Source organism: Aestuariibacter sp. A3R04 (genome assembly GCF_018860805.1).
GTDB lineage: Bacteria > Pseudomonadota > Gammaproteobacteria > Enterobacterales > Alteromonadaceae > Alteromonas.
Map to the genome: position 1 here is coordinate 1,527,153 of NZ_JAHKQR010000011.1, position 18,495 is coordinate 1,545,647.

The following is an 18,495-nucleotide window of genomic DNA, read 5'->3' on the forward strand; positions in this document are numbered from 1 at the left end:
TTCACGAACTTGCAGACCTTGCTGATTGACGGTAACGAGCACGCGCGGATTAAATGGAGGTTCACCCCAACACTTTAATGCCAAGGCAAGTTGCAAGAATGCGGGAAAAATGTGCTAATTCGGCGCAAAACGGTGGTCATTGACTCGGGTTACCGTCTTGCGTCCCTTAGGTGGTATGATTACTTGTCCTTGCTCAGTGCCCTGAGGAAAGCCGGAGCAAACCGCGAAAAATCCTCGATGTGCGGTAAGTGACCCAGCCCCGATAGTTCAATTACGTCAATGGCAGCATTGTGCTGCTTTATTTCAGCTCCCAGTCTGTCATATCGGCCCAATTCTCTGTCAACACCATCTCGCAGATTTGCTTTTCCTGGCGCCGTGCGATCCCGGGTGCCCAACAATATGGTGACAGGCATCTCAAAGTAGCGAAAGTCGTCAATAACTGGCTGGGTGAAAATCATGTCGTAGGTTAGCGCACTCACTCGGGCCAGTTGAGGCCAGTCTTTCCCCGCTATCCAGCCTTGCAGGAACCTGGCGTGCTGGGAAAAATTACTATTCCAATGCCCGTCGTAGTAATTCTTTCTCTGATAACTGACAATCATATCCGGCGTTTTTTTAAGTTCGTTTTGATAGCGCTTTTCTACGTCCACATAACGTTCATACAACAGATAATTTTCTAACCCAATGGGATTAACCAGTACCAGTCGACGAGTTAATTCCGGATACAACAATGCAAAACGGGACGCTAACATCCCCCCCATGGAGTGGCCAACCACAATCGTGTTGTCAATGTTTAATGCCTGCAATAGCGTGCGTGTATTCGATGCCAGCGCTGCAAAACTGTATTGATAACTGACAGGCTTAGCAGACTTGCCAAAACCAATTTGGTCCGGGATGAGTACCCCAAACCCCTGTTGCTGTAAAAAAGTCGCCGTTTGGTGCCAGTACGCCCCATTAAAATTCTTACCGTGTAACAGAGTTACCACGGGTTTATCGTCCTTAGGTTGCAAGTACATGTAAGTCATAGCCAGATTCATCCCCTGAGAACTAACTGTGAAGGTCTTCACCGGGAATGGATAAGTGAACCTTGAAAGGCGTTTGTCGTAGGCAGGGACGTCACTTGCAACGGCAAATGCATGAGTGCAAAGAAGAAGGATTAACAGCAATAAACGTTGCATAGATGCTCCATAAGATGTTGTTGAGTCAAAAGGTTATCACGTTGGTAAATACGTTGCTCAACCACAGCAAAAGAACCGCTTTGGCATATTCCCTGCTTTATCGCTCTCATTACTCGAAATATGCGCTGTTTTCCTCGCAGTTGCGCAAAGAGAGTGCAAATGTTTCATTTCTGCTCACCAAAATTGATCTGCTCCTTCAAACATATTGGTTGTATACCATGGCTGGCTTTATGTGTGCTTGCACTCAGCGGCCATGCACATAGCAACTCCATGGGTTTTACTTCGAATCAGGCAGAAACCTTGTTATATGACAGGTGTGAGGGTTGCCACAATGACTTCATTTTCGATGGTAACTGGTCTGTTGAAGATATCCACGTCAGTGATGTTGAACAGGGCAAAAATCAAGCCCGTTGGGAATCGATCTTAAAATCAGTTGCGATGGGCGACATGCCACCGGCGAAAAAAAAGCCTCTGACTCAGGAGCAAAAAGTCGGCTTATTATCATGGCTGCGTCAAGGGCTAGACAATTACAGCGAACACCATCCTAATCCGGGGCGGGCTACGCTTCGAAGGCTCAATCGCCATGAGTACGCTAGCTCTGTGCGCGATTTACTTGCCCTTGATGTCGACATTTCCCGCGCTCTCCCCGGCGATGATTCGGGCTACGGTTTTGACAACAATGCCGATGTACTCAGCATGTCCACTACCCTGCTGGAACGCTACCTGTCTGTCGCAGGTAAAGTCAGTCGGCTAGCCACCGGCGTAGCAGGTGATTCGGTTGCAAAAGCGCGTTTTGTTATACCTAAAGACGGTTCGGTTAAAAACAGCGGTATTCCCGCTTTTGATTTGCGCATGCATGACGATCTGCCCATCGACTCCCGGGGCGGTGGTAGCTTCCAGTTTTACGCTCCGGTTACGGGGCAGTATGAAATCGCAGGGTTTATCAATGCCAACACCAATAATGAAGTAGACCGGTTAGACACTCACCGGTATCACCATATCGTTACATTACCCGCAGGTAAACACACCGTGGGTCTGGCTTTTCGAAAACAGCTTGCTCTAACGGAACATGTACCTGCAGTACGGGAAGGTACCGACTTCGTTGTGCTACCCGAACGTCCCCCCACTAAACTGGATCTTGATTTTGTGATTGATAGCGCTCGGGTCCATTCAGTTCAGGTACCCTCATATCACATGTCAGCCCGCTTTTCTCAAGCAGCTTTTTTACGAGATGTACTGGAAATTGAGGTTGTCGGGCCACTAAACCAGGAGAAAAATCAGGATACCGTTGTTTTTTTCACAGACTCAGAGACCCCGAGTACACGGAAAATATTTACTTGTATACCTGACACAGCGGCGATAATAGACCTCGACGAACACCAAACCGCATCTGAACAAACCTGTGCCAGAAAGATTGTATCGGCTCTCGCTACAGAGGCTTATCGACGGCCGTTAAATGAACAAGACATAACGCCGCTGCTCAAAGTTTTCCGACGTGCAAGGACGACCACAGCTTTTCGTGGCGCAATAGCACAGTCCATTCAGGCACTGTTGGTTTCTCCTGGTTTTCTATATCTCCAGGAACCTACTCCTAAAGCGGTTTCTGCAGGTGATATTTACAAGATTACTGATTCGGAATTTGCTGCTCGCCTAGCACTTTTTCTGTGGAGCAGCCTGCCAGACAAAGAACTTAAGGAACTTGCTGAGACAGGTCAACTCAGGCAGCCTGAAGTGCTTCACCAACAAATTCAGCGAATGCTGAAATCTGATAAAGCCCTGGCTCTCACGAACAATTTTGCCGGCCAATGGCTGTTTTTGCGCAACCTGCCCTATCATTTTCCTGACGTATTTGCTTTTCCAAACTTTAACGTCCCTCTCAAACATTCGATTAAAAAAGAAACCGAGCTATTCTTTACCCGTATTTTAAAAGACAACCGACCCATCTTTGACTTTCTCAACGCCAACTATACCTATTTGAATGAGCCATTGGCCGAGCACTACGGCATCGACGGGGTAAAAGGCTATGCGTTTCGCAAAGTCACACTCGATAGTGCCGTGCCTCGCGGAGGCTTGCTTGGTCAGGCGAGTATTCTTACGCTAACGTCAAATCCAAACCATACGTCGCCGGTGAAAAGGGGGAAGTGGATCCTCGATAATCTGCTGGCTGCGAGCCCGCCGCCCCCGCCTCCCGATGTTCCTGCGTTGGTCGCAGAACACGACGGTGTTGCTCTAACGGCAAGAGAACAACTGGCAAGGCACCGGGCAGATCCCGTTTGCGCTGCGTGTCATGTGCGCATGGATCCACTGGGATTAGCGCTAGAACAATACGATGCTGTGGGAGCATTTAGAACCCAATATGCCGACCACCCCATCGACGTTACCGCAAAAATGCCTGACGGCACAGAATTCGTGGGGCTGCGAGGGCTACATTCCGTATTGTGGGACCGGCGAGAGCGTTTTGTCCATGCGTTTGTAGAACGTATGCTCACCTACGCGATTGGCAGGGGTCTGGAAGCGTATGACCAACCCGTTGTCAGAGCAATTACCGGTAAAGCTAGCGAAGATGCATACCGTATGCACAGTATCATTGAGGCCATCGTCAACAGCACCACGTTTAACTATAAAAAAGCTCACGAGGCAAAAGATGAAAAAACACACATCGCTCACGCGCACTAACGCTGGATTGCCCCGTCGCACTTTTCTGCGGGGGCTAGGCACACTGGTTGCCCTCCCCGCCATGGAATCGCTACTCCCCAGAGCGATGGCGCATACGCTGGAAAAGCGACCTAAGCGCATGGTGGTTTTCTATTCGCCAAACGGCGTCAGAATGCAAAGTTACACGCCAGCCACCCACGGAAGCAACTATGCCCTAACCCCCGTGTTGAAACCGTTAGAAAAAGTGAAAGACAAATTTTCCGTCATTTCCGGGTTAGCACACTACCAGGCCAGCGCTTTTGGCGCTCCGCCTGCTGGACATGGCAGAAGTTGCCCCGCTTTTCTAACCGGCGTTCATGTAAAGGCCACCGAAGGCGCAGACATTCGATGTGGCATTTCAGCTGACCAGGTAGTGGCTAATTATTTTGCCAAAGACACACAGTTGAGCTCACTGGAACTCGGCATCGAACCTCCCAGCTTGTTGGGAAGCTGTGACATTAACTACAGTTGTACCTACACCAACACGATTTCGTGGAAAAGCCCTACTCAAGCGCTCCCGGCGATGGTATCGCCCCGCGATGTGTTCGAGCATCTTTTTGGAGAAGGCGATAAAATTGACGAGGCTACCAGACAGAAAAGGCTGGCACAAAAGAGCAGTATTCTCGATTTCATCAATGACGAAGCCAAACGCTTGAACAAGACGCTAGGTGTCACCGACCGCCATAAGATGGCCCAATACCTCGAATCTGTGCGCGATGTAGAACGTCGGATTGCAAAGGCCAGAGAGGCTAGCATACAAATGAATCTCGAAGGCTTTACGGTTCCGGCGAATATGCCTTTGGAGTATGAAGAGCACGTTAAAATTATGCTCGATTTACAGATGCTTGCACTACAAACAGATATGACCCGAGTAAGCACTTTCATGCTAGGGCGGGAGCTCAGTAATCATGCTTATACGAACTTAGGGATCCCTGATGGTCATCATGCGCTTAGCCATCACGCCAACGACCCGGTAAAAATAGACAAACTTGTCCAAATTAACGCCTACCATATGGGGTTATTTGCCGACTATTTACAGAAAATGGCCGCCATTCCCGACGGTGAGGCTCATTTGCTTGATAACACCTTTGTTGTGCGCGGCGCATGTATTGGTGAGTCGAATGATCACGATCATATGAACCTACCGGTTATGCTGGCGGGCGGAGGCGTAAAGGGAAACCGCCATATCGCCGCCAAGAAACACACACCGATGTGTAATTTACTGCTGTCAGTCATGCAACAGATGGGCGTCCCTGCCGAGCATTTTGGCGACAGTACAGGCCCTTTGACTGAGCTCTTTACCTGAAGAAACCCCAATGACAAAACGATTCTCTACACCCTTGTGTGCTCTCTGTAAGCCGTCAACACGGCCGCCATCACAAGTAACCCAAAAGCTGCTGTTGGGTTTATCCCTATTTATCTTAATTGCTTGTCAAAGTGAACCGGTAACGACCCATAAATCAAGCAGTGCAGCACAACAGAAACGCATGCTCGAAGCCAAAAGTGCGATCCTTGCTCTGGACGAGGCAAGACTTGAAATATTGCTCCCTCAAATCGATGTCAATGCTCCCCTTGCGGATCACTCCAGTCTTTTGGCATGGGCCGTTGAAACGCAAAATGAAAGGATGGTTAATGACTTGCTCAACGAAGGGGCAAATGCAAATGGCGTAGAGGGAAATCGCTTCTCTCCGATTATCCTGGCCTGTCGTTATGGCAACGCTTCCATTATTTCAGCGCTGCTCAACAGCGGTGCTAAACCGTTAAACGCCATTGAGGACGGCACCAGTGCGTTTCACCTCTGCGCAAGCACAGCGACGGCCGACATTTTGTCTGACATGATCAGTCGGGGGGCAAATGTACATATTGGAAACAATCGCGGGCAAACGCCACTTATGTTTGCGGCAAATGCTGGAAAGACAGATGTAATGTCTTATCTTATCGACCATGGCGCTGATATCAACCAACAAACAGAGGAAGGTTTTAGTGCACTCTTTTTTGCAGTGAAGAGTCACAATTTAAACGCTATCCGCACGCTTATCTCCCGCGGCGCCAATCTTCATACGCAGACAAAAGACGGCACCACAGTGGCCCAACTTGCGGTATACAGCAAAAACTATCTGTTTTTAACGTGGTTGACGTCGCAAATGGACGTACTGATGTCACCAGCATTTATAACCGCGACGCTCAATGCCTATGATCGGAACGGGCATCAGCTATTGCACGCTGCGGTAATAGCCAATCGCACTGAGTTAGTTGCCGCTTTGCTGGCACGAGGGGCAAACCCAGCGGCAACGAGCGCGCCGTCGCGCCTAAAGTGGCGGTACGAGCCTAACTTCAAAACTGAAGATTATATACCGCCACAGCTAACCCCTATAGACATTGCGGTAGAACGGAAGCTAGACGTTATTTCCACGCTGTTAACCGAAGCATTGGAATCGCGACCCCACAGTTGAATTTAGATATAGATATCCAGGTGTTTGCCTCCTTTGCCTTTGGGTTCTAAGCCGCTTTTGTCCGCTGTTTTTTCGGACCCGGGCTCGGCCGGATTGCCTTTCTCTTGCTTATCCTGCTTTTCGCCTGCGTGCTGTTCGTGGGCTTCGCGCTCTTGCTGTCGTGCAACACGCCGTTCGTCGTCGTGCTCAAAGCGCTCTTCTTCGCCCAGGCCCTTCGTATTTGTGCCTTTGCTTACTTTCTTTACCCGTTCGTCCGCATTCACCGGTACCTTGCCGTCGCGGGGCAATATGGGAAAAAGTAAATCATTAGTCATGGCACAACTCCACGGGCAATTAATGTTACAAAAGTTTCACATTAGCCCTTTTTATCGGCTAAAAACACAAAATTATTACTTATGACCAAAGGATCGATACAATAATTCCCTAAAAATGCGTTTTGAGGGTTGATTTAGGTCACTCAATTAGCTACTGTTTGCGGCGTCAAAAAGTTTGGAAATTGTATTACATGTATTCTAGCGCTGCTAACCATCACCACCATCATATAGCATAACCTTTCAGGTTCGTGCTGGAAGGGTATTGTTTCCTTCCAGTGGCGCAGATAAGACAATTCTCGACCCCCGGAAGGACACTTCCGGGGGTTTTTCGTTTTAGCAGCTTAAATCAGGTTCACAAAGAGGAAATTTCACATGGGTGACACTAAACGTCTGAGAATAGCAGTTCAGAAGTCAGGCCGACTCAGCGACGATAGCATTGCACTATTGAAGGCTATTGGTATCAAGCTATACATTCGGGATCGACTGCTTATCGCCCATTCAACCAATGAACCCATTGATTTACTGCGTGTGCGAGATGACGACATTCCGGGATTAGTGATGGATGGCATTGTCGATTTAGGTTTTATCGGTGAAAACGAGTTGGAAGAGAAAATGCTCGAACGTCAGGCTGCCAATAAAGCGTCTGATTTTGAAGTGCTGCGTCGATTAGATTACGGCGGTTGCCGATTGTCGATAGCCGTACCACAGGAAATAGATTATCAGGGAATTGCTTCTTTAGAGGGTAAAAAAGTTGCCACCACCTATCCTTACCTGCTAGAGCGCTACTTTAAAGAAAATAATGTTAACGCCAGAGCGGTCATGCTAACCGGTTCTGTCGAAGTCGCCCCTCGCGCTGGCGTTGCCGACGCAATTTGTGACCTGGTATCTACCGGAGCCACGTTAGAAGCAAATGGCCTGGTTGAAGAAGAAGTCATTTTCCGTTCAAAAGCCGTACTAATCCAACGTGCAGACGACGCGCTGTCTGATGAGAAACAGGCCTTGGTTAGCCGTTTAGTTCCACGTATTGATGGCGTCATTCAGGCTAAAGAAAGCAAGTACATTATGTTGCATGCACCCAAAGCTTATTTAGAGCAAGTAAAAAGCCTGCTCCCTGGTGCCGAAAATCCGACTGTCCTGCCCTTAGCCGGCACCGATGATGCTGTAGCCGTTCACGTTGTTAGCCCGGAAGATCTGTTCTGGGAAACCATGGAAAAACTCAAGGCACTGGGCTGCCGCTCTATTCTTGTCATGCCAATTGAAAAAATGATGGGCTAATAAACATGATTACCTGGTCTTCACTTTCTGAATCCGAAAAAAAGGCAGCGCTCGCCCGGCCGGTGATGAAAAACTCAGATTCTCTTCGCACCACTGTGGCAAAGATACTGAGTGCCATTCGCGATCGCGGCGATGAAGCCGTGCTATCGTACACTCGTCAGTTCGATTGTACTTCGCTGCAACAACTTCCCCTGCCAGTTGAGAAACGAAACGCACTTGCCGAGCAGGTCACCGACAAAGTGAAAAATGCGATTACAGTTGCCTTCCAAAACGTAAAGCAATTTCACGAAGCGCAGAAACCGCAAGATATTCGCCTTACCACAACCCCGGGCGTGGTATGTGAACAACGCTTTACAGCCCTTGATGCCGTGGGACTATACATACCTGGAGGCAGTGCTCCACTGCCGTCTACCGTTTTAATGCTCGGTGTGCCGGCCCTTGTAGCCGGTTGCGAACGCAAAGTGCTCTGTACGCCCCCCAACCAAGCAGGCGAAATTGCACCGGAAATTGCTTTTGCTGCCGCCTGTTGCGGTATTGAAGAGATTTACCTCTGCGGTGGTGCCCAGGCCATCGCGGCCATGGCATTTGGTACGGAAACCATTGCCAAGGTAGATAAGATTTTTGGTCCTGGGAACAGCTTTGTCACCGAAGCCAAACAACAAGTAAGTCAACGAGCCGATGGCGCTGCCATTGATATGCCTGCAGGCCCCTCTGAGGTACTGGTACTAGCTGATGGCAACGCCAATGCGGCATTTGTCGCTTCTGATTTGTTATCTCAGGCTGAGCATGGCCCAGATTCACAAGCTATCTTAGTAACCGACAGCGAACAACTTGTTGTGGAAACCATGCAGGCTGTTGAAACCCAACTGGCAGGATTGTCACGAAACTCCATTGCCGGAAAAGCGATGGAAAACGCACGCTACATTATCACCAGCAACATGAATGAAGCCGTTGGCGTAAGTAACCTTTATGCACCAGAACACCTGATTGTACAGACAGATACCCCTCGGGACCTCTTACCGCTGATAAAGTACGCCGGTTCAATATTTGTGGGTCAATGGTCACCGGAATCTGCTGGCGACTATGCTTCTGGTACCAATCACGTATTGCCTACGTATGGCTACGCGCGAAATTACTCAAGCCTTGGATTGTTAGATTTTATGCGTCGCTATACTGTGCAAGAACTCAGCAAAGATGGTATGCGAAATTTAGGTCCTGCGATTATGACACTGGCAGCGGCCGAAGGCCTTGACGCCCACGAACAAGCCGTGGCACTCAGAATGGCAGCACTATCAGGAGATGCATCATGAGTGCTTTAGTTGATGGTTTGATCAATGACAATCTCATTCCCTTAAAGCCTTACGAGTCTGCCAGACGTTTATATGCTGGCGGCCAGGATTGGTTAAATGCTAATGAATCGCCTTTTGCCAACCCATATGATGTAGACGCCAGTAATTTTAATCGCTACCCCTCATGTCAGCCTGAAGCTGTAGTCAGTAACTATGCGAAATACGCCGGCGTAGCAGACAAGCAATTAATCGTTACCCGTGGCGCAGATGAAGGCATTGAATTACTGATCCGCACATTTTGCACACCGGGGAAAGACAACATTCTGATATGTCCGCCAACCTACGGCATGTATGCCATCAGTGCGGAAACCTGTGATATTGGCATTAAGAAGGTGCCTTTAAACGCTGACTTCAGCCTGGATGTGGATGCAATATGCAGCACGGATGATGTCAACCTGGTGTTCATCTGTGCCCCCAACAACCCCACTGGTACATCCGTTAATGAAGCAGATTTGACTCGTGTGCTAAATCACTTTACCAACTCAGCGTTGGTAGTGGTAGATGAAGCTTACATCGAGTTTGATGCCAGTAGCACCTGGGCAGGTAAACTTGATGAATTTTCCAATTTGGTGATACTGCGTACTTTGTCAAAAGCCTTTGCCCTGGCGGGGTTACGCTGTGGCTTTGCTCTGGCCAATGAAGATGTCATTGGTGCGATGATGAAAGTTATTGCGCCCTACCCCATTCCCGAACCAGTGGCGCAAATTGCCGCTAATGCCCTGAGCAAAGAAAATATTGTCCGTCTACACGCGCAAGTTGATATCCTCAATACTGAGAAACAGCGCTTGCGTGACGCCTTAGCTGCTATAGAGGGGTTCACACTGGTTGGCGATACAAAAGCCAACTTCGTACTGTTTCACTATGAAGCAAGTTCGGCATTAATGGCATATCTGGTTAGTCAGGGCATGTTAATTCGCGATCAGTCCAAGCAAATGAACCTCAATCACTGTTTGCGCGCGACAGTAGGAAGCCCGGAGCAAAATGACCGCCTCATGGCACTAATAAACACTTTTATGTCTGAAACAGGAGCCTCAATGTGAGTCAACAAGCGATATTATTTATTGACCGGGACGGCACCCTGGTAGAAGAACCCGCCATTGATAAACAACTCGATAGCCTGGAAAAACTGGTTTTCGAACCCAACGTAATTCCGGTACTTCTCAAACTCAAGGCAGCGGGCTTTTCTCTGGTGATGGTGTCCAATCAGGATGGTTTGGGAACTGACAGTTTTCCTCAGGACGACTTTGATAAACCCCATAACGCCATGATGTCAGTGTTTGAAAGCCAAGGGGTAACCTTTGATGATGTACTGATTTGCCCTCACTTCGACGAAGACAACTGTACCTGTCGCAAACCGAAACTTGGCTTAGTGCAGGAATATCTGCAGCAAGGTCGAGTGGATTTCACCCGCTCTTATGTTATCGGCGATCGCATGACAGACATGCAGTTAGCGGAGAACATGGGCATTAAAGGCATTCAATACAGTCGAACAGGAACTAACTGGGACGCCATTGAAAAATTGTTATTGGCGTCGTCCCGCATTGCGGAAATCGTGCGTAAAACCTCTGAAACGGATATCCGCGTCAAAGTGGATTTAGATTCCTCGGCGAAATCCAGTATCCACACTGGCATGGGCTTTTTCGACCACATGCTGGACCAAATCGCTACCCATGGTGGGTTTGAAATGCAGGTATCGGTAGATGGCGATTTGCACATCGACGATCACCACAGTGTTGAGGACACCGCGTTAGCACTAGGTGATGCGCTTAAAAAAGCCTTGGGGAATAAACGTGGAATTGGTCGCTTTGGCTTTGCCTTGCCCATGGATGAATGTCGTGCAGAATGTATCATGGACATCTCTAACCGCCCTTACCTGAAAATGGATGCGGTATTCAGCCGCGACCAGGTGGGTGAAATGGCCACAGAAATGGTGCCTCACTTTTTCTACTCTTTGGCACAAAGTATGGGGCTCTCTCTGCATTTATCTACCACAGAGGGCAACGCCCACCATCAGGTAGAAAGTTTATTTAAAGTATTCGGGCGTGCGTTGCGACAAGCCATCACACGACAAGGCGATGCTCTACCAAGTAGTAAAGGGGCGCTGTAATGGCACAAAAAATTGTTATTGTTAACACCGGTTGTGCCAATATTTCATCCGTTCGGTTTGCACTTGAGCGACTGGGTGTGTCGGTAGAAGTATCAGACAAACTGGATGTCATAAAAGCCGCTGACAAAGTCTTTCTTCCCGGCGTTGGCAGTGCGTTCGCTGCCATGCGAAGTATTGAAGCTAAACAGTTATCTGACACACTTCGAGGCTTAACACAGCCGGTACTGGGTGTATGCCTGGGGATGCAACTCATGGTAGAAACCTCAGATGAAACCCGCTCCGGTGTTATCAACTGTCTCGGGCTCTTGCCAGGTCATGTTGCCAGAATGCAAGCAGGTGAATTACGCCTTCCCCATATGGGGTGGAACACCATCACCCCCGTGAGTGACAGCACGCTGTTTAAAGGGATCCCCGCAGGCACGTATTTCTATTTTGTACATAGCTTTGCAGTACCGGTTTATGAAAAAACGCTGGCATCCTGTACCTATGGACAACCCTTTTCTGCAGCCCTTCATTCGAATAATTTTTTTGGTGTGCAGTTTCATCCCGAGCGTTCCGGTGAGGCCGGAGCGCAGTTGTTAACCAACTTTGTAGACATGTAATGATTATTCCTGCCATAGATTTAATAGATGGTGCCGTAGTTCGCCTTTATCAGGGCGACTACAATCAGAAAACACAATATGAAAAGAAACCTGTTGACGTGGTACACGACTATGCCGATCAGGGGGCAAAGTGGCTGCATATTGTCGATTTAACCGGTGCTAAAGATACCAGTAAACGTCAACTAACGCTGATCAAACAAATGGTAGATACCCAGCGCATGAAGTTTCAGGCTGGCGGTGGTATTCGCACGGAAGCAGATGTTGCACAACTGCTCGATGCCGGTGTAAGCCGTGTAGTAATTGGTTCACTGGCAGTGAAGGAACCTGAATTGGTAAAAGGCTGGATGAACAAGTACGGCCCGGAAAGCATTGTACTTGCTTTGGACGTTAACATCGATGATCAGGGCCAGCGAATGATTGCCACCCATGGCTGGCAGGAAAACTCCGGCATATCGTTGGAAGCGTTACTTACGGAATTTAAGGAAGTTGGCGTGAAGCACGTGCTTTGCACCGATATTAGTCGTGACGGCACGCTTCAAGGTAGTAACGTAGCCCTTTACAGCAATGTCAGCGGCGTTTTTCCCGAGGTGAGCTGGCAGGCATCCGGTGGCATTGGTGGTCTTGATGACATTCGTGCCTTGCGCCCTACAGGCGTAGGCGGCGTTATTCTTGGACGCGCGTTACTGGAAGGCAAATTCACCGTCGAGGAGGCAATCGCATGCTGGCAAAACGGATAATACCCTGTCTGGATGTTCGCGATGGAAAGGTAGTAAAAGGCGTACAATTCAGAAACCACGAGATCATTGGCGATATTGTGCCGTTGGCAGAGCAATATGCCAAAGCCGGGGCAGACGAACTGGTGTTCTATGACATTACGGCAAGTTCCGACCAACGAGTTGTGGACAAAAGCTGGGTAAGCCGCATTGCACAAGTTATTGATATTCCGTTTTGTGTTGCCGGTGGCATTAAATCAGTAGAAGATGCCGGCCGAATCCTGGAAATGGGCGCGGATAAAATATCCATTAACTCCCCTGCTCTGACCAACCCGGATTTGATTAACCAACTTCACGACATTTACGGTCAACAATGCGTAGTGATCGGCATCGACAGCTTCTACAACGAAGCAAACGGTCGATACGATGTGTACAAATTTACCGGCGATGAAACCCGCACCCAGCAGACTCAGTGGCACACGGTTGACTGGATAAAAGAAGTGCAGCAGCGTGGCGCTGGGGAAATTGTACTTAATTGTATGAATCAGGATGGCGTGCGTAAAGGGTATGATATCGAGCAGTTAAAGACGGTGCGCGATGTGTGTGAAGTTCCGCTAATCGCGTCTGGAGGCGCTGGTGCCATCGAGCATTTTACGTCAGTCTTTAAACAGGCTGATGTTGATGGGGCACTGGCAGCATCGGTATTCCACAAAGGCATTATTAATATGCAAGAACTTAAAGATACGCTGCGCGGGCAAGGTATTCCTATGCGTACACGTCACAAGGGATAAAGTAAATTATGATTATTACTCAAAAAAACATGAGTCAGCTTAGCTGGGAAAAAATGGATAACCTGCTGCCAGCCATTGTACAGGATGCTGTTTCAGGAAAGGTACTCATGCAGGGCTACATGAACCAGGACGCGCTCTCTACCACACTTACAGATAAAAGAGTGACGTTTTTTAGTCGTTCAAAACAACGTTTGTGGCAAAAGGGGGAAGAATCTGGCAACACCCTCAACCTAGTGGAAGTAAGCAGTGACTGTGACCATGACTCACTGCTAGTGCTTGCACGCCCCAAAGGCCCAACCTGTCATACAGGTGCTGAGAGTTGCTGGTTTGATAACGGCGTACCCGCTTACACCTTTTTAGCCGATTTGGAACGGGTGTTGGCTGATCGCAAGTTTGCCGATCCAGACTCCAGTTATACAGCTTCGCTCTACAGCAAGGGCATTAAGCGCATTGCGCAAAAAGTGGGTGAGGAAGGTGTTGAAACCGCGCTTGCTGCCACAGTTCAGGATAAAGAAGAGCTTAAAAACGAAGCGGCAGACTTACTTTATCACCTTACCGTGCTGCTACAAGCCAGCGATATGTCGCTGAAAGATGTTATCGCTGTACTGCAAGGCCGTCATCAAAAGTAACGGCCATACCCAGCTGTTGTGCGGCGCTTTTTAAGCGCGTCACAACAGCACTGTCCAGCGCTTCATTTCCAGCCAAATACCCCGTTACTGATAACTCCGGTATAGGTGCCACTACTTCAATTAAATCCGGGTCAGCATTCATAATTTTTGCTGTATGAGAAATAAGTGCGGGATCTTCAATGATATAATCCACCACATCCCGTAGCAAGTAATTCCACGAACACTGAATATCGGCACACACAAGTAGCTCTTTTCCTTCTCGTAAGCCCTTGTTTATCAACCAATGATAAGCAATGTCATCTCGTTGTACAGCGAAAGTTTTTCCCTGAAATACAGACTCAATAGTAGGTAAATTCTCCACATTTTGATCTTTTTTCCCCACCACGGCAAGCTCAAACTCCGCTACCTCTGCAATCCAGTGGAAGTTGTTTTTTCGCTCAGGCGTAACGGCCATAGAAAAAATCAGGGTATGACTACTATCTAGCACCATTTTATAGGCACGGGCCCAAGGATAAATTTGTATGTCAGCTTTTACACCTGCTAAATCCAACAGTGTTTTTACTTTCTTGGTAACCGAGCCCGTAACGTTCCCTGTACTGTCTAGGAAGTGATAAGGAGGAGACGATTCAGTAACAACTGTGAGCCTTATATCACTCACTGCGGCAAACGGAAACAATAGAAAAAAGAAAAATGTGCTGATAACTACACGCATACAAACACGCAAAAAGATTATTTTTCATACACTATCATCCTTTGTTACCTAGCTAAACCTATATCGTTGTAATTTGTTACATTTACCTGGGAATTTGTTCGCCAAGCGTGGCTCAAAAGATTAAGACACAATCTAAAACGCTAATAGACCCTCACCGTTTATCTCAAACAAGGAGCAATACACAATGACACCCATTAAGTCGAAACAGTCCTGGTGGAAGGAGAATAAAGGTTTTTTACTCTTTGTAGGATTGATGTTATTTGTTCGGGCTGGCGTCGCAGACTGGTACTATGTGCCGACCGGTTCAATGGAGCCAAGCATCGAAGTAGGTGACCGCATCCTGGTAAATAAAATTGCTTACGATATTAAGGTTCCCTTTAGCAATATTACCCTAACCTCCCACTCAGCGGTTGAACGGGGTGATATAGTCGTATTTAATAGTGAAGCTGCACAAGAGCGCTTGATAAAACGGGTGATTGGCGTGGCCGGCGACCGCGTAGCATTGATAAATAACAGGTTGATAATTAACGGAGCATCCCTATCTTATCGACGTGAAAATGACAAACTGCTCGAAGAACTTCCAGCCTATTTGCATGAAATAAAACTTGCAGGCAACCCAACGCCTCTGTCTTCTTTTAGAGAGATTACCGTCCCTACAGGCCATTTACTGGTAATGGGGGACAACCGCAATAACAGTGCTGATTCACGTGTGTATGGCTTTGTACCAAAGGAAGAAATCATCGGCAAAGCTACGTCTGTTCTGTATTCCCTGGACAACCAAAATTACTATTTGCCGAAACTACAGCGCACATTCCACACATTAATTTAATTTTTTTTATTTTTTTACTTGAAAACACTTTGAGCGAACTTATATTTGTATTGTCGGCGCTTGATAGCAAGGCCGACAACACCGCCGCCGAATTGTCGGGGCACATTTTAAAACCATATTGCTTTATAGAAAGGATATGACTATGCGTACTATTGATCTATCTCCACTTTACCGTTCATTTATTGGCTCAGATCGCCTTGCTTCATTAATTGATGCGGCTTCCAGACCTGAAACTCAAACTTCGTATCCCCCTTACAACATCGAATTGTTGGGCGATGATAATTATCGCGTCACCATGGCCATAGCTGGTTTCACAGCCGACGACATTGAAATTGTCGCGCAGGAAAATGCACTGACAGTAAGTGGGAAAAAGCCTGGCTCCGATGAAACAAATGAAAAGAAATTCCTACATAGAGGCATTTCTGAGCGCAACTTCGAGCGCAAGTTTCAGTTAGGAGACCACGTGAAGGTAACCGGTGCCGACGTAGAAAATGGCCTGCTTCACATTGATCTTGCCCGTGTGGTTCCCGAAGCGAAAAAACCGCGCAGAATTGCCATCGGTAACAAGGCTGTAAACAACAACGACGTTTCTGGCAACGAATAACTATTTTTCGCGGGTTTGTGCACCTCACAAACTCGTGTGTATCGCCGCCGTAACACGGGGCAACTTTTAACCATATTGCTTAATTGAAAGGATATGACTATGCGTACTATTGATTTATCACCCCTTTATCGTTCTTTTATTGGTTCTGACCGTTTGGCTTCCTTAATAGATAATGCAAGCCGCTTTGAAAGTCAGAGCGCATTTCCTCCTTACAACATTGAGTTACTTGAGGAAAACAAGTACCGAGTATCAATGGCTGTAGCGGGCTTTACAATTGACGACATCAATATCGAAGTACAGGAGAATACTCTCCGTGTCTCTGGCAGTAAACCAGAAGACAAAGACACAGAACGAAAATTTCTGCATAAGGGGATTTCAGAAAGAAACTTCGAACGCAAGTTCCAACTCGGAGACCATGTAAACGTAACAGGTGCGGATTTAGCCCATGGCCTGTTACATATTGATCTCGAGCGAATAGTGCCTGAAGCGAAAAAGCCAAAACGTATTGAAATTGGCAAACCGGCCCTAGAAAATAAAGCATAAGCGTTTTAAATTAGATAAAAAAGCGGCACCGAACGTGCCGCTTTTTTTATACAGTGTTACCATCCATCAGCGCTTTTCCAGGTTTCACTTACCGTGCAATTATCTTCGGTAACTTGATAATGTCGGAATTGCCCTGCAGTGGCGCAAGCGTGGTTGGGTAAAATACGCAGAAGGCTACCGTAGGCAAACTTATCAGCAGGGATAGGTTTCCCCTCTTTATGACGAATAATACCGTGTTCCTGATTAGTCTGACTGACATACCAGCCATCCAACACATTACCTTCCCTGTCAGCCACCAACCCGTAACCATGGAGGTTGTTGCCTTTATCCCTTGACAACGCCATCCAACCAGCATCGACAATTACCCTGTTTTTATCATGCTGAAGCCCAATAACTGAGGTGAGTACCGTTAACGCAATATCCTGTCGCTGACACACGCCGAGATCAGCCATGACAAGGTCAAATGTAGCGTAGACACCGGCTCGGATTTCCGTTGCGCCAAAGTGCTCACACCCCGCCAGCGCGGTAGGAGTAGAGCCCACGGAAATAGTGTGACACTCGATACCCGCCTGCCCGAGAATCGCGGCTGCGGCCATCACGCCAGCGCATTCCTGTTTAGCCATCGAAACCCTGTCTGCGTTCTTAAAACAGCCATAAGATGCGCCCGCATGTGTCATCACGCCTCGAAACACGATGTTGTTATCTGTGTTCAACTGTGTGACTATCTTCAGCAATTGTTCCGAATCCGCAGCAATTCCAGCCCGATGGTTGTCTACATCTATTTCAACCAATACGTTCAGTGGCCCGATAAACCGCCGTGAATGGGAAGTTAATGATTCAGCGGCCGCCAGACTGTCGATAATGACGGTGATGTCAACACCCCGCTCCATGAGCCCGTTGACCGCTTCATATTTATTGGGGGTCAGACCTACCGCGTAAAGAATGTCCTTATACCCCGCCTCAGCAAAATACCTAGCTTCCGCCAGCGTAGAAACAGTAATGGGTGACGGCAATGGAGCGTAAAGCGCGGCCGCTTCCACACTTTTAAGTGTCTTAACGTGGGCTCTGAGTTTAATATTTTGCGCCTCACAGACAGTTTGGAGGCGTTTAGCATTGTGAGCTAATTTTGCTTTGTCTATGAGACAAGCCGGTGTAACTATGTGCGAAAAGTCAGACATATTTAAATAATATAATGAATCATATACAGATTAGTAGCAGCGAGGAAAAGCATAGAAATAAAAGTCAACAACATGCCGACAAGTCGTTGCCAACTCTTTCCTTCGTGGTGTCGTAGTCCATAAGCGTGAAACACTCTGCCAAATAACAACGCACAAGCCCCTAAATGAAGAACCCATTGTTGCGGCCCCAAGCTCTCAAGACAGGCAAGTAAGATAAGCGTTATGGGCACGTATTCACTAAAATTTCCGTGTACGCGTATGGCTCTGGCCAGGTCGCTATTGCCGCCGTCCCCTACACCAATGCGGGCACTTTTACGTACGCCAATGACAGAAAAAGACAGATATAAATAACACAACGCCAGTAAACTGGCATAAAATGCGGTAATAGGAAGGCTCATAATAACGATGTCTTTGTAACTTATAAGTAAGGCGTATTCTTGCAAGGAATTGTCTGTCTAGCAAAGTGTTTTACGCCAAATATACAAAAGGCCGCAAAGAGCGACCTTTTTATATGACAATCAACAATG

Annotated in this window: 19 protein-coding genes and 1 other annotated feature; of the genes, 14 read left to right on the forward strand and 5 right to left on the reverse strand. The window is 47.7% G+C overall.

All coding sequences use genetic code 11. The features are described from left to right. Positions 1–179: 179 nt before the first annotated feature. Complete coding sequence (locus tag KO518_RS16220) at positions 180–1,175, reverse strand: alpha/beta fold hydrolase (protein WP_216026824.1); 996 nt, start codon at positions 1,173–1,175, stop codon at positions 180–182. 234 nt (positions 1,176–1,409) lie between these two features. Between KO518_RS16220 and KO518_RS16225 the strand changes: the two genes are divergently transcribed. Genes KO518_RS16225 through KO518_RS16235 form a run of 3 tightly spaced genes read left to right on the forward strand, consistent with a single transcriptional unit; the run spans position 1,410 to position 6,322 of the window. Beyond that, positions 1,410–3,851 carry a DUF1592 domain-containing protein gene (locus tag KO518_RS16225; RefSeq protein WP_216026825.1) on the forward strand — a complete coding sequence of 814 codons (2,442 nt, stop codon included), beginning with the start codon at positions 1,410–1,412 and terminating at the stop codon, positions 3,849–3,851. After that, positions 3,820–5,175, forward strand: coding sequence for a DUF1552 domain-containing protein (locus KO518_RS16230; RefSeq protein ID WP_216026826.1), 1,356 nt, complete (start codon positions 3,820–3,822; stop codon positions 5,173–5,175). Before KO518_RS16225 ends, KO518_RS16230 begins: the two co-directional genes overlap by 32 nt. 10 nt (positions 5,176–5,185) lie before the next feature. Beyond that, positions 5,186–6,322, forward strand: a complete 1,137-nt coding sequence (locus KO518_RS16235) for an ankyrin repeat domain-containing protein (protein WP_216026827.1) — start codon at positions 5,186–5,188, stop codon at positions 6,320–6,322. A gap of 2 nt (positions 6,323–6,324) precedes the next feature. Here KO518_RS16235 and KO518_RS16240 read toward each other — a convergent pair whose 3' ends face one another. Beyond that, on the reverse strand, positions 6,325–6,636 hold the full coding sequence (locus tag KO518_RS16240; protein WP_216026828.1) for a hypothetical protein: 312 nt from the start codon (positions 6,634–6,636) through the stop codon (positions 6,325–6,327). 211 nt (positions 6,637–6,847) lie between these two features. Next, positions 6,848–6,965, forward strand: a sequence feature (His leader region). Positions 6,966–7,008: 43 nt separating this feature from the next. Here KO518_RS16240 and hisG point away from each other — a divergent pair. From hisG to hisIE, 8 genes are read left to right on the forward strand one after another with little or no spacing between them, the layout of a single operon-like run. Next, on the forward strand, positions 7,009–7,911 hold the full coding sequence (gene hisG / locus KO518_RS16245) for an ATP phosphoribosyltransferase (RefSeq protein ID WP_216026829.1): 903 nt from the start codon (positions 7,009–7,011) through the stop codon (positions 7,909–7,911). Positions 7,912–7,916: 5 nt separating this feature from the next. Next, positions 7,917–9,221, forward strand: coding sequence for a histidinol dehydrogenase (gene hisD / locus KO518_RS16250; RefSeq protein WP_216026830.1), 1,305 nt, complete (start codon positions 7,917–7,919; stop codon positions 9,219–9,221). Continuing rightward, positions 9,218–10,300: a histidinol-phosphate transaminase gene (hisC, locus tag KO518_RS16255; RefSeq protein ID WP_216026831.1), complete on the forward strand. Its 1,083-nt coding sequence runs from the start codon at positions 9,218–9,220 to the stop codon at positions 10,298–10,300. The genes hisD and hisC overlap by 4 nt, the downstream gene beginning before the upstream one ends. Further along, positions 10,297–11,367, forward strand: a complete 1,071-nt coding sequence (gene hisB, locus KO518_RS16260) for a bifunctional histidinol-phosphatase/imidazoleglycerol-phosphate dehydratase HisB (RefSeq protein WP_216026832.1) — start codon at positions 10,297–10,299, stop codon at positions 11,365–11,367. The genes hisC and hisB overlap by 4 nt, the downstream gene beginning before the upstream one ends. Then, positions 11,367–11,969 (forward strand): imidazole glycerol phosphate synthase subunit HisH, encoded by a 603-nt coding sequence (gene hisH, locus KO518_RS16265; RefSeq protein WP_216026833.1) that lies wholly within the window; start codon positions 11,367–11,369, stop codon positions 11,967–11,969. The genes hisB and hisH overlap by 1 nt, the downstream gene beginning before the upstream one ends. Then, positions 11,969–12,706 carry a 1-(5-phosphoribosyl)-5-[(5-phosphoribosylamino)methylideneamino]imidazole-4-carboxamide isomerase gene (hisA, locus tag KO518_RS16270; RefSeq protein WP_216026834.1) on the forward strand — a complete coding sequence of 246 codons (738 nt, stop codon included), beginning with the start codon at positions 11,969–11,971 and terminating at the stop codon, positions 12,704–12,706. The genes hisH and hisA overlap by 1 nt, the downstream gene beginning before the upstream one ends. Beyond that, a complete protein-coding gene (gene hisF, locus KO518_RS16275) occupies positions 12,688–13,473 on the forward strand; it encodes an imidazole glycerol phosphate synthase subunit HisF (RefSeq protein ID WP_216026835.1) in 786 nt (261 codons plus the stop codon). Before hisA ends, hisF begins: the two co-directional genes overlap by 19 nt. An 8-nt stretch (positions 13,474–13,481) precedes the next feature. Further along, positions 13,482–14,102, forward strand: coding sequence for a bifunctional phosphoribosyl-AMP cyclohydrolase/phosphoribosyl-ATP diphosphatase HisIE (hisIE, locus tag KO518_RS16280; protein ID WP_216026836.1), 621 nt, complete (start codon positions 13,482–13,484; stop codon positions 14,100–14,102). Here the strand turns inward: hisIE and KO518_RS16285 are convergent. Beyond that, on the reverse strand, positions 14,068–14,814 hold the full coding sequence (locus tag KO518_RS16285; protein WP_216026837.1) for an ABC transporter substrate-binding protein: 747 nt from the start codon (positions 14,812–14,814) through the stop codon (positions 14,068–14,070). The genes hisIE and KO518_RS16285 overlap by 35 nt on opposite strands. A 193-nt stretch (positions 14,815–15,007) precedes the next feature. On the opposite strand from KO518_RS16285, the gene lepB reads away from it, so the two are divergent. The 3 genes from lepB (at position 15,008) to KO518_RS16300 (ending at position 16,790) form a co-directional block, all read left to right on the forward strand. Beyond that, positions 15,008–15,643: a signal peptidase I gene (gene lepB / locus KO518_RS16290; protein WP_371742349.1), complete on the forward strand. Its 636-nt coding sequence runs from the start codon at positions 15,008–15,010 to the stop codon at positions 15,641–15,643. Between the two features lie 142 nt (positions 15,644–15,785). After that, positions 15,786–16,247: an Hsp20 family protein gene (locus KO518_RS16295; RefSeq protein WP_216026839.1), complete on the forward strand. Its 462-nt coding sequence runs from the start codon at positions 15,786–15,788 to the stop codon at positions 16,245–16,247. Positions 16,248–16,346: 99 nt separating this feature from the next. Beyond that, positions 16,347–16,790, forward strand: a complete 444-nt coding sequence (locus KO518_RS16300) for an Hsp20 family protein (RefSeq protein ID WP_216026840.1) — start codon at positions 16,347–16,349, stop codon at positions 16,788–16,790. 56 nt (positions 16,791–16,846) lie between these two features. Here the strand turns inward: KO518_RS16300 and KO518_RS16305 are convergent, their stop codons facing one another. Then, the gene (locus KO518_RS16305; RefSeq protein ID WP_216026841.1) at positions 16,847–17,968 is read right to left on the reverse strand and encodes an alanine racemase; all 1,122 of its coding nucleotides are present in this window, start codon (positions 17,966–17,968) and stop codon (positions 16,847–16,849) included. A 2-nt stretch (positions 17,969–17,970) separates the two neighbouring features. After that, entirely contained in the window at positions 17,971–18,366 is a 396-nt protein-coding gene (locus KO518_RS16310; RefSeq protein ID WP_216026842.1) for an MAPEG family protein, read from the reverse strand. Between the last annotated feature and the right edge of the window lie 129 nt (positions 18,367–18,495).

Bases quoted from the DNA above. Each gene is read 5' to 3' on its own strand.
- KO518_RS16220 (WP_216026824.1), bottom strand. From the start codon at position 1,175: ATGCAACGTTTATTGCTGTTAATCCTTCTTCTTTGCACTCATGCATTT.
- KO518_RS16230 (WP_216026826.1), top strand. From the start codon at position 3,820: ATGAAAAAACACACATCGCTCACGCGCACTAACGCTGGATTGCCCCGT.
- KO518_RS16235 (WP_216026827.1), top strand. From the start codon at position 5,186: ATGACAAAACGATTCTCTACACCCTTGTGTGCTCTCTGTAAGCCGTCA.
- KO518_RS16240 (WP_216026828.1), bottom strand. From the start codon at position 6,636: ATGACTAATGATTTACTTTTTCCCATATTGCCCCGCGACGGCAAGGTA.
- hisG (WP_216026829.1), top strand. From the start codon at position 7,009: ATGGGTGACACTAAACGTCTGAGAATAGCAGTTCAGAAGTCAGGCCGA.
- hisD (WP_216026830.1), top strand. From the start codon at position 7,917: ATGATTACCTGGTCTTCACTTTCTGAATCCGAAAAAAAGGCAGCGCTC.
- hisC (WP_216026831.1), top strand. From the start codon at position 9,218: ATGAGTGCTTTAGTTGATGGTTTGATCAATGACAATCTCATTCCCTTA.
- hisH (WP_216026833.1), top strand. From the start codon at position 11,367: ATGGCACAAAAAATTGTTATTGTTAACACCGGTTGTGCCAATATTTCA.
- hisA (WP_216026834.1), top strand. From the start codon at position 11,969: ATGATTATTCCTGCCATAGATTTAATAGATGGTGCCGTAGTTCGCCTT.
- hisF (WP_216026835.1), top strand. From the start codon at position 12,688: ATGCTGGCAAAACGGATAATACCCTGTCTGGATGTTCGCGATGGAAAG.
- hisIE (WP_216026836.1), top strand. From the start codon at position 13,482: ATGATTATTACTCAAAAAAACATGAGTCAGCTTAGCTGGGAAAAAATG.
- KO518_RS16285 (WP_216026837.1), bottom strand. From the start codon at position 14,814: ATGCGTGTAGTTATCAGCACATTTTTCTTTTTTCTATTGTTTCCGTTT.
- KO518_RS16295 (WP_216026839.1), top strand. From the start codon at position 15,786: ATGCGTACTATTGATCTATCTCCACTTTACCGTTCATTTATTGGCTCA.
- KO518_RS16300 (WP_216026840.1), top strand. From the start codon at position 16,347: ATGCGTACTATTGATTTATCACCCCTTTATCGTTCTTTTATTGGTTCT.
- KO518_RS16305 (WP_216026841.1), bottom strand. From the start codon at position 17,968: ATGTCTGACTTTTCGCACATAGTTACACCGGCTTGTCTCATAGACAAA.
- KO518_RS16310 (WP_216026842.1), bottom strand. From the start codon at position 18,366: ATGAGCCTTCCTATTACCGCATTTTATGCCAGTTTACTGGCGTTGTGT.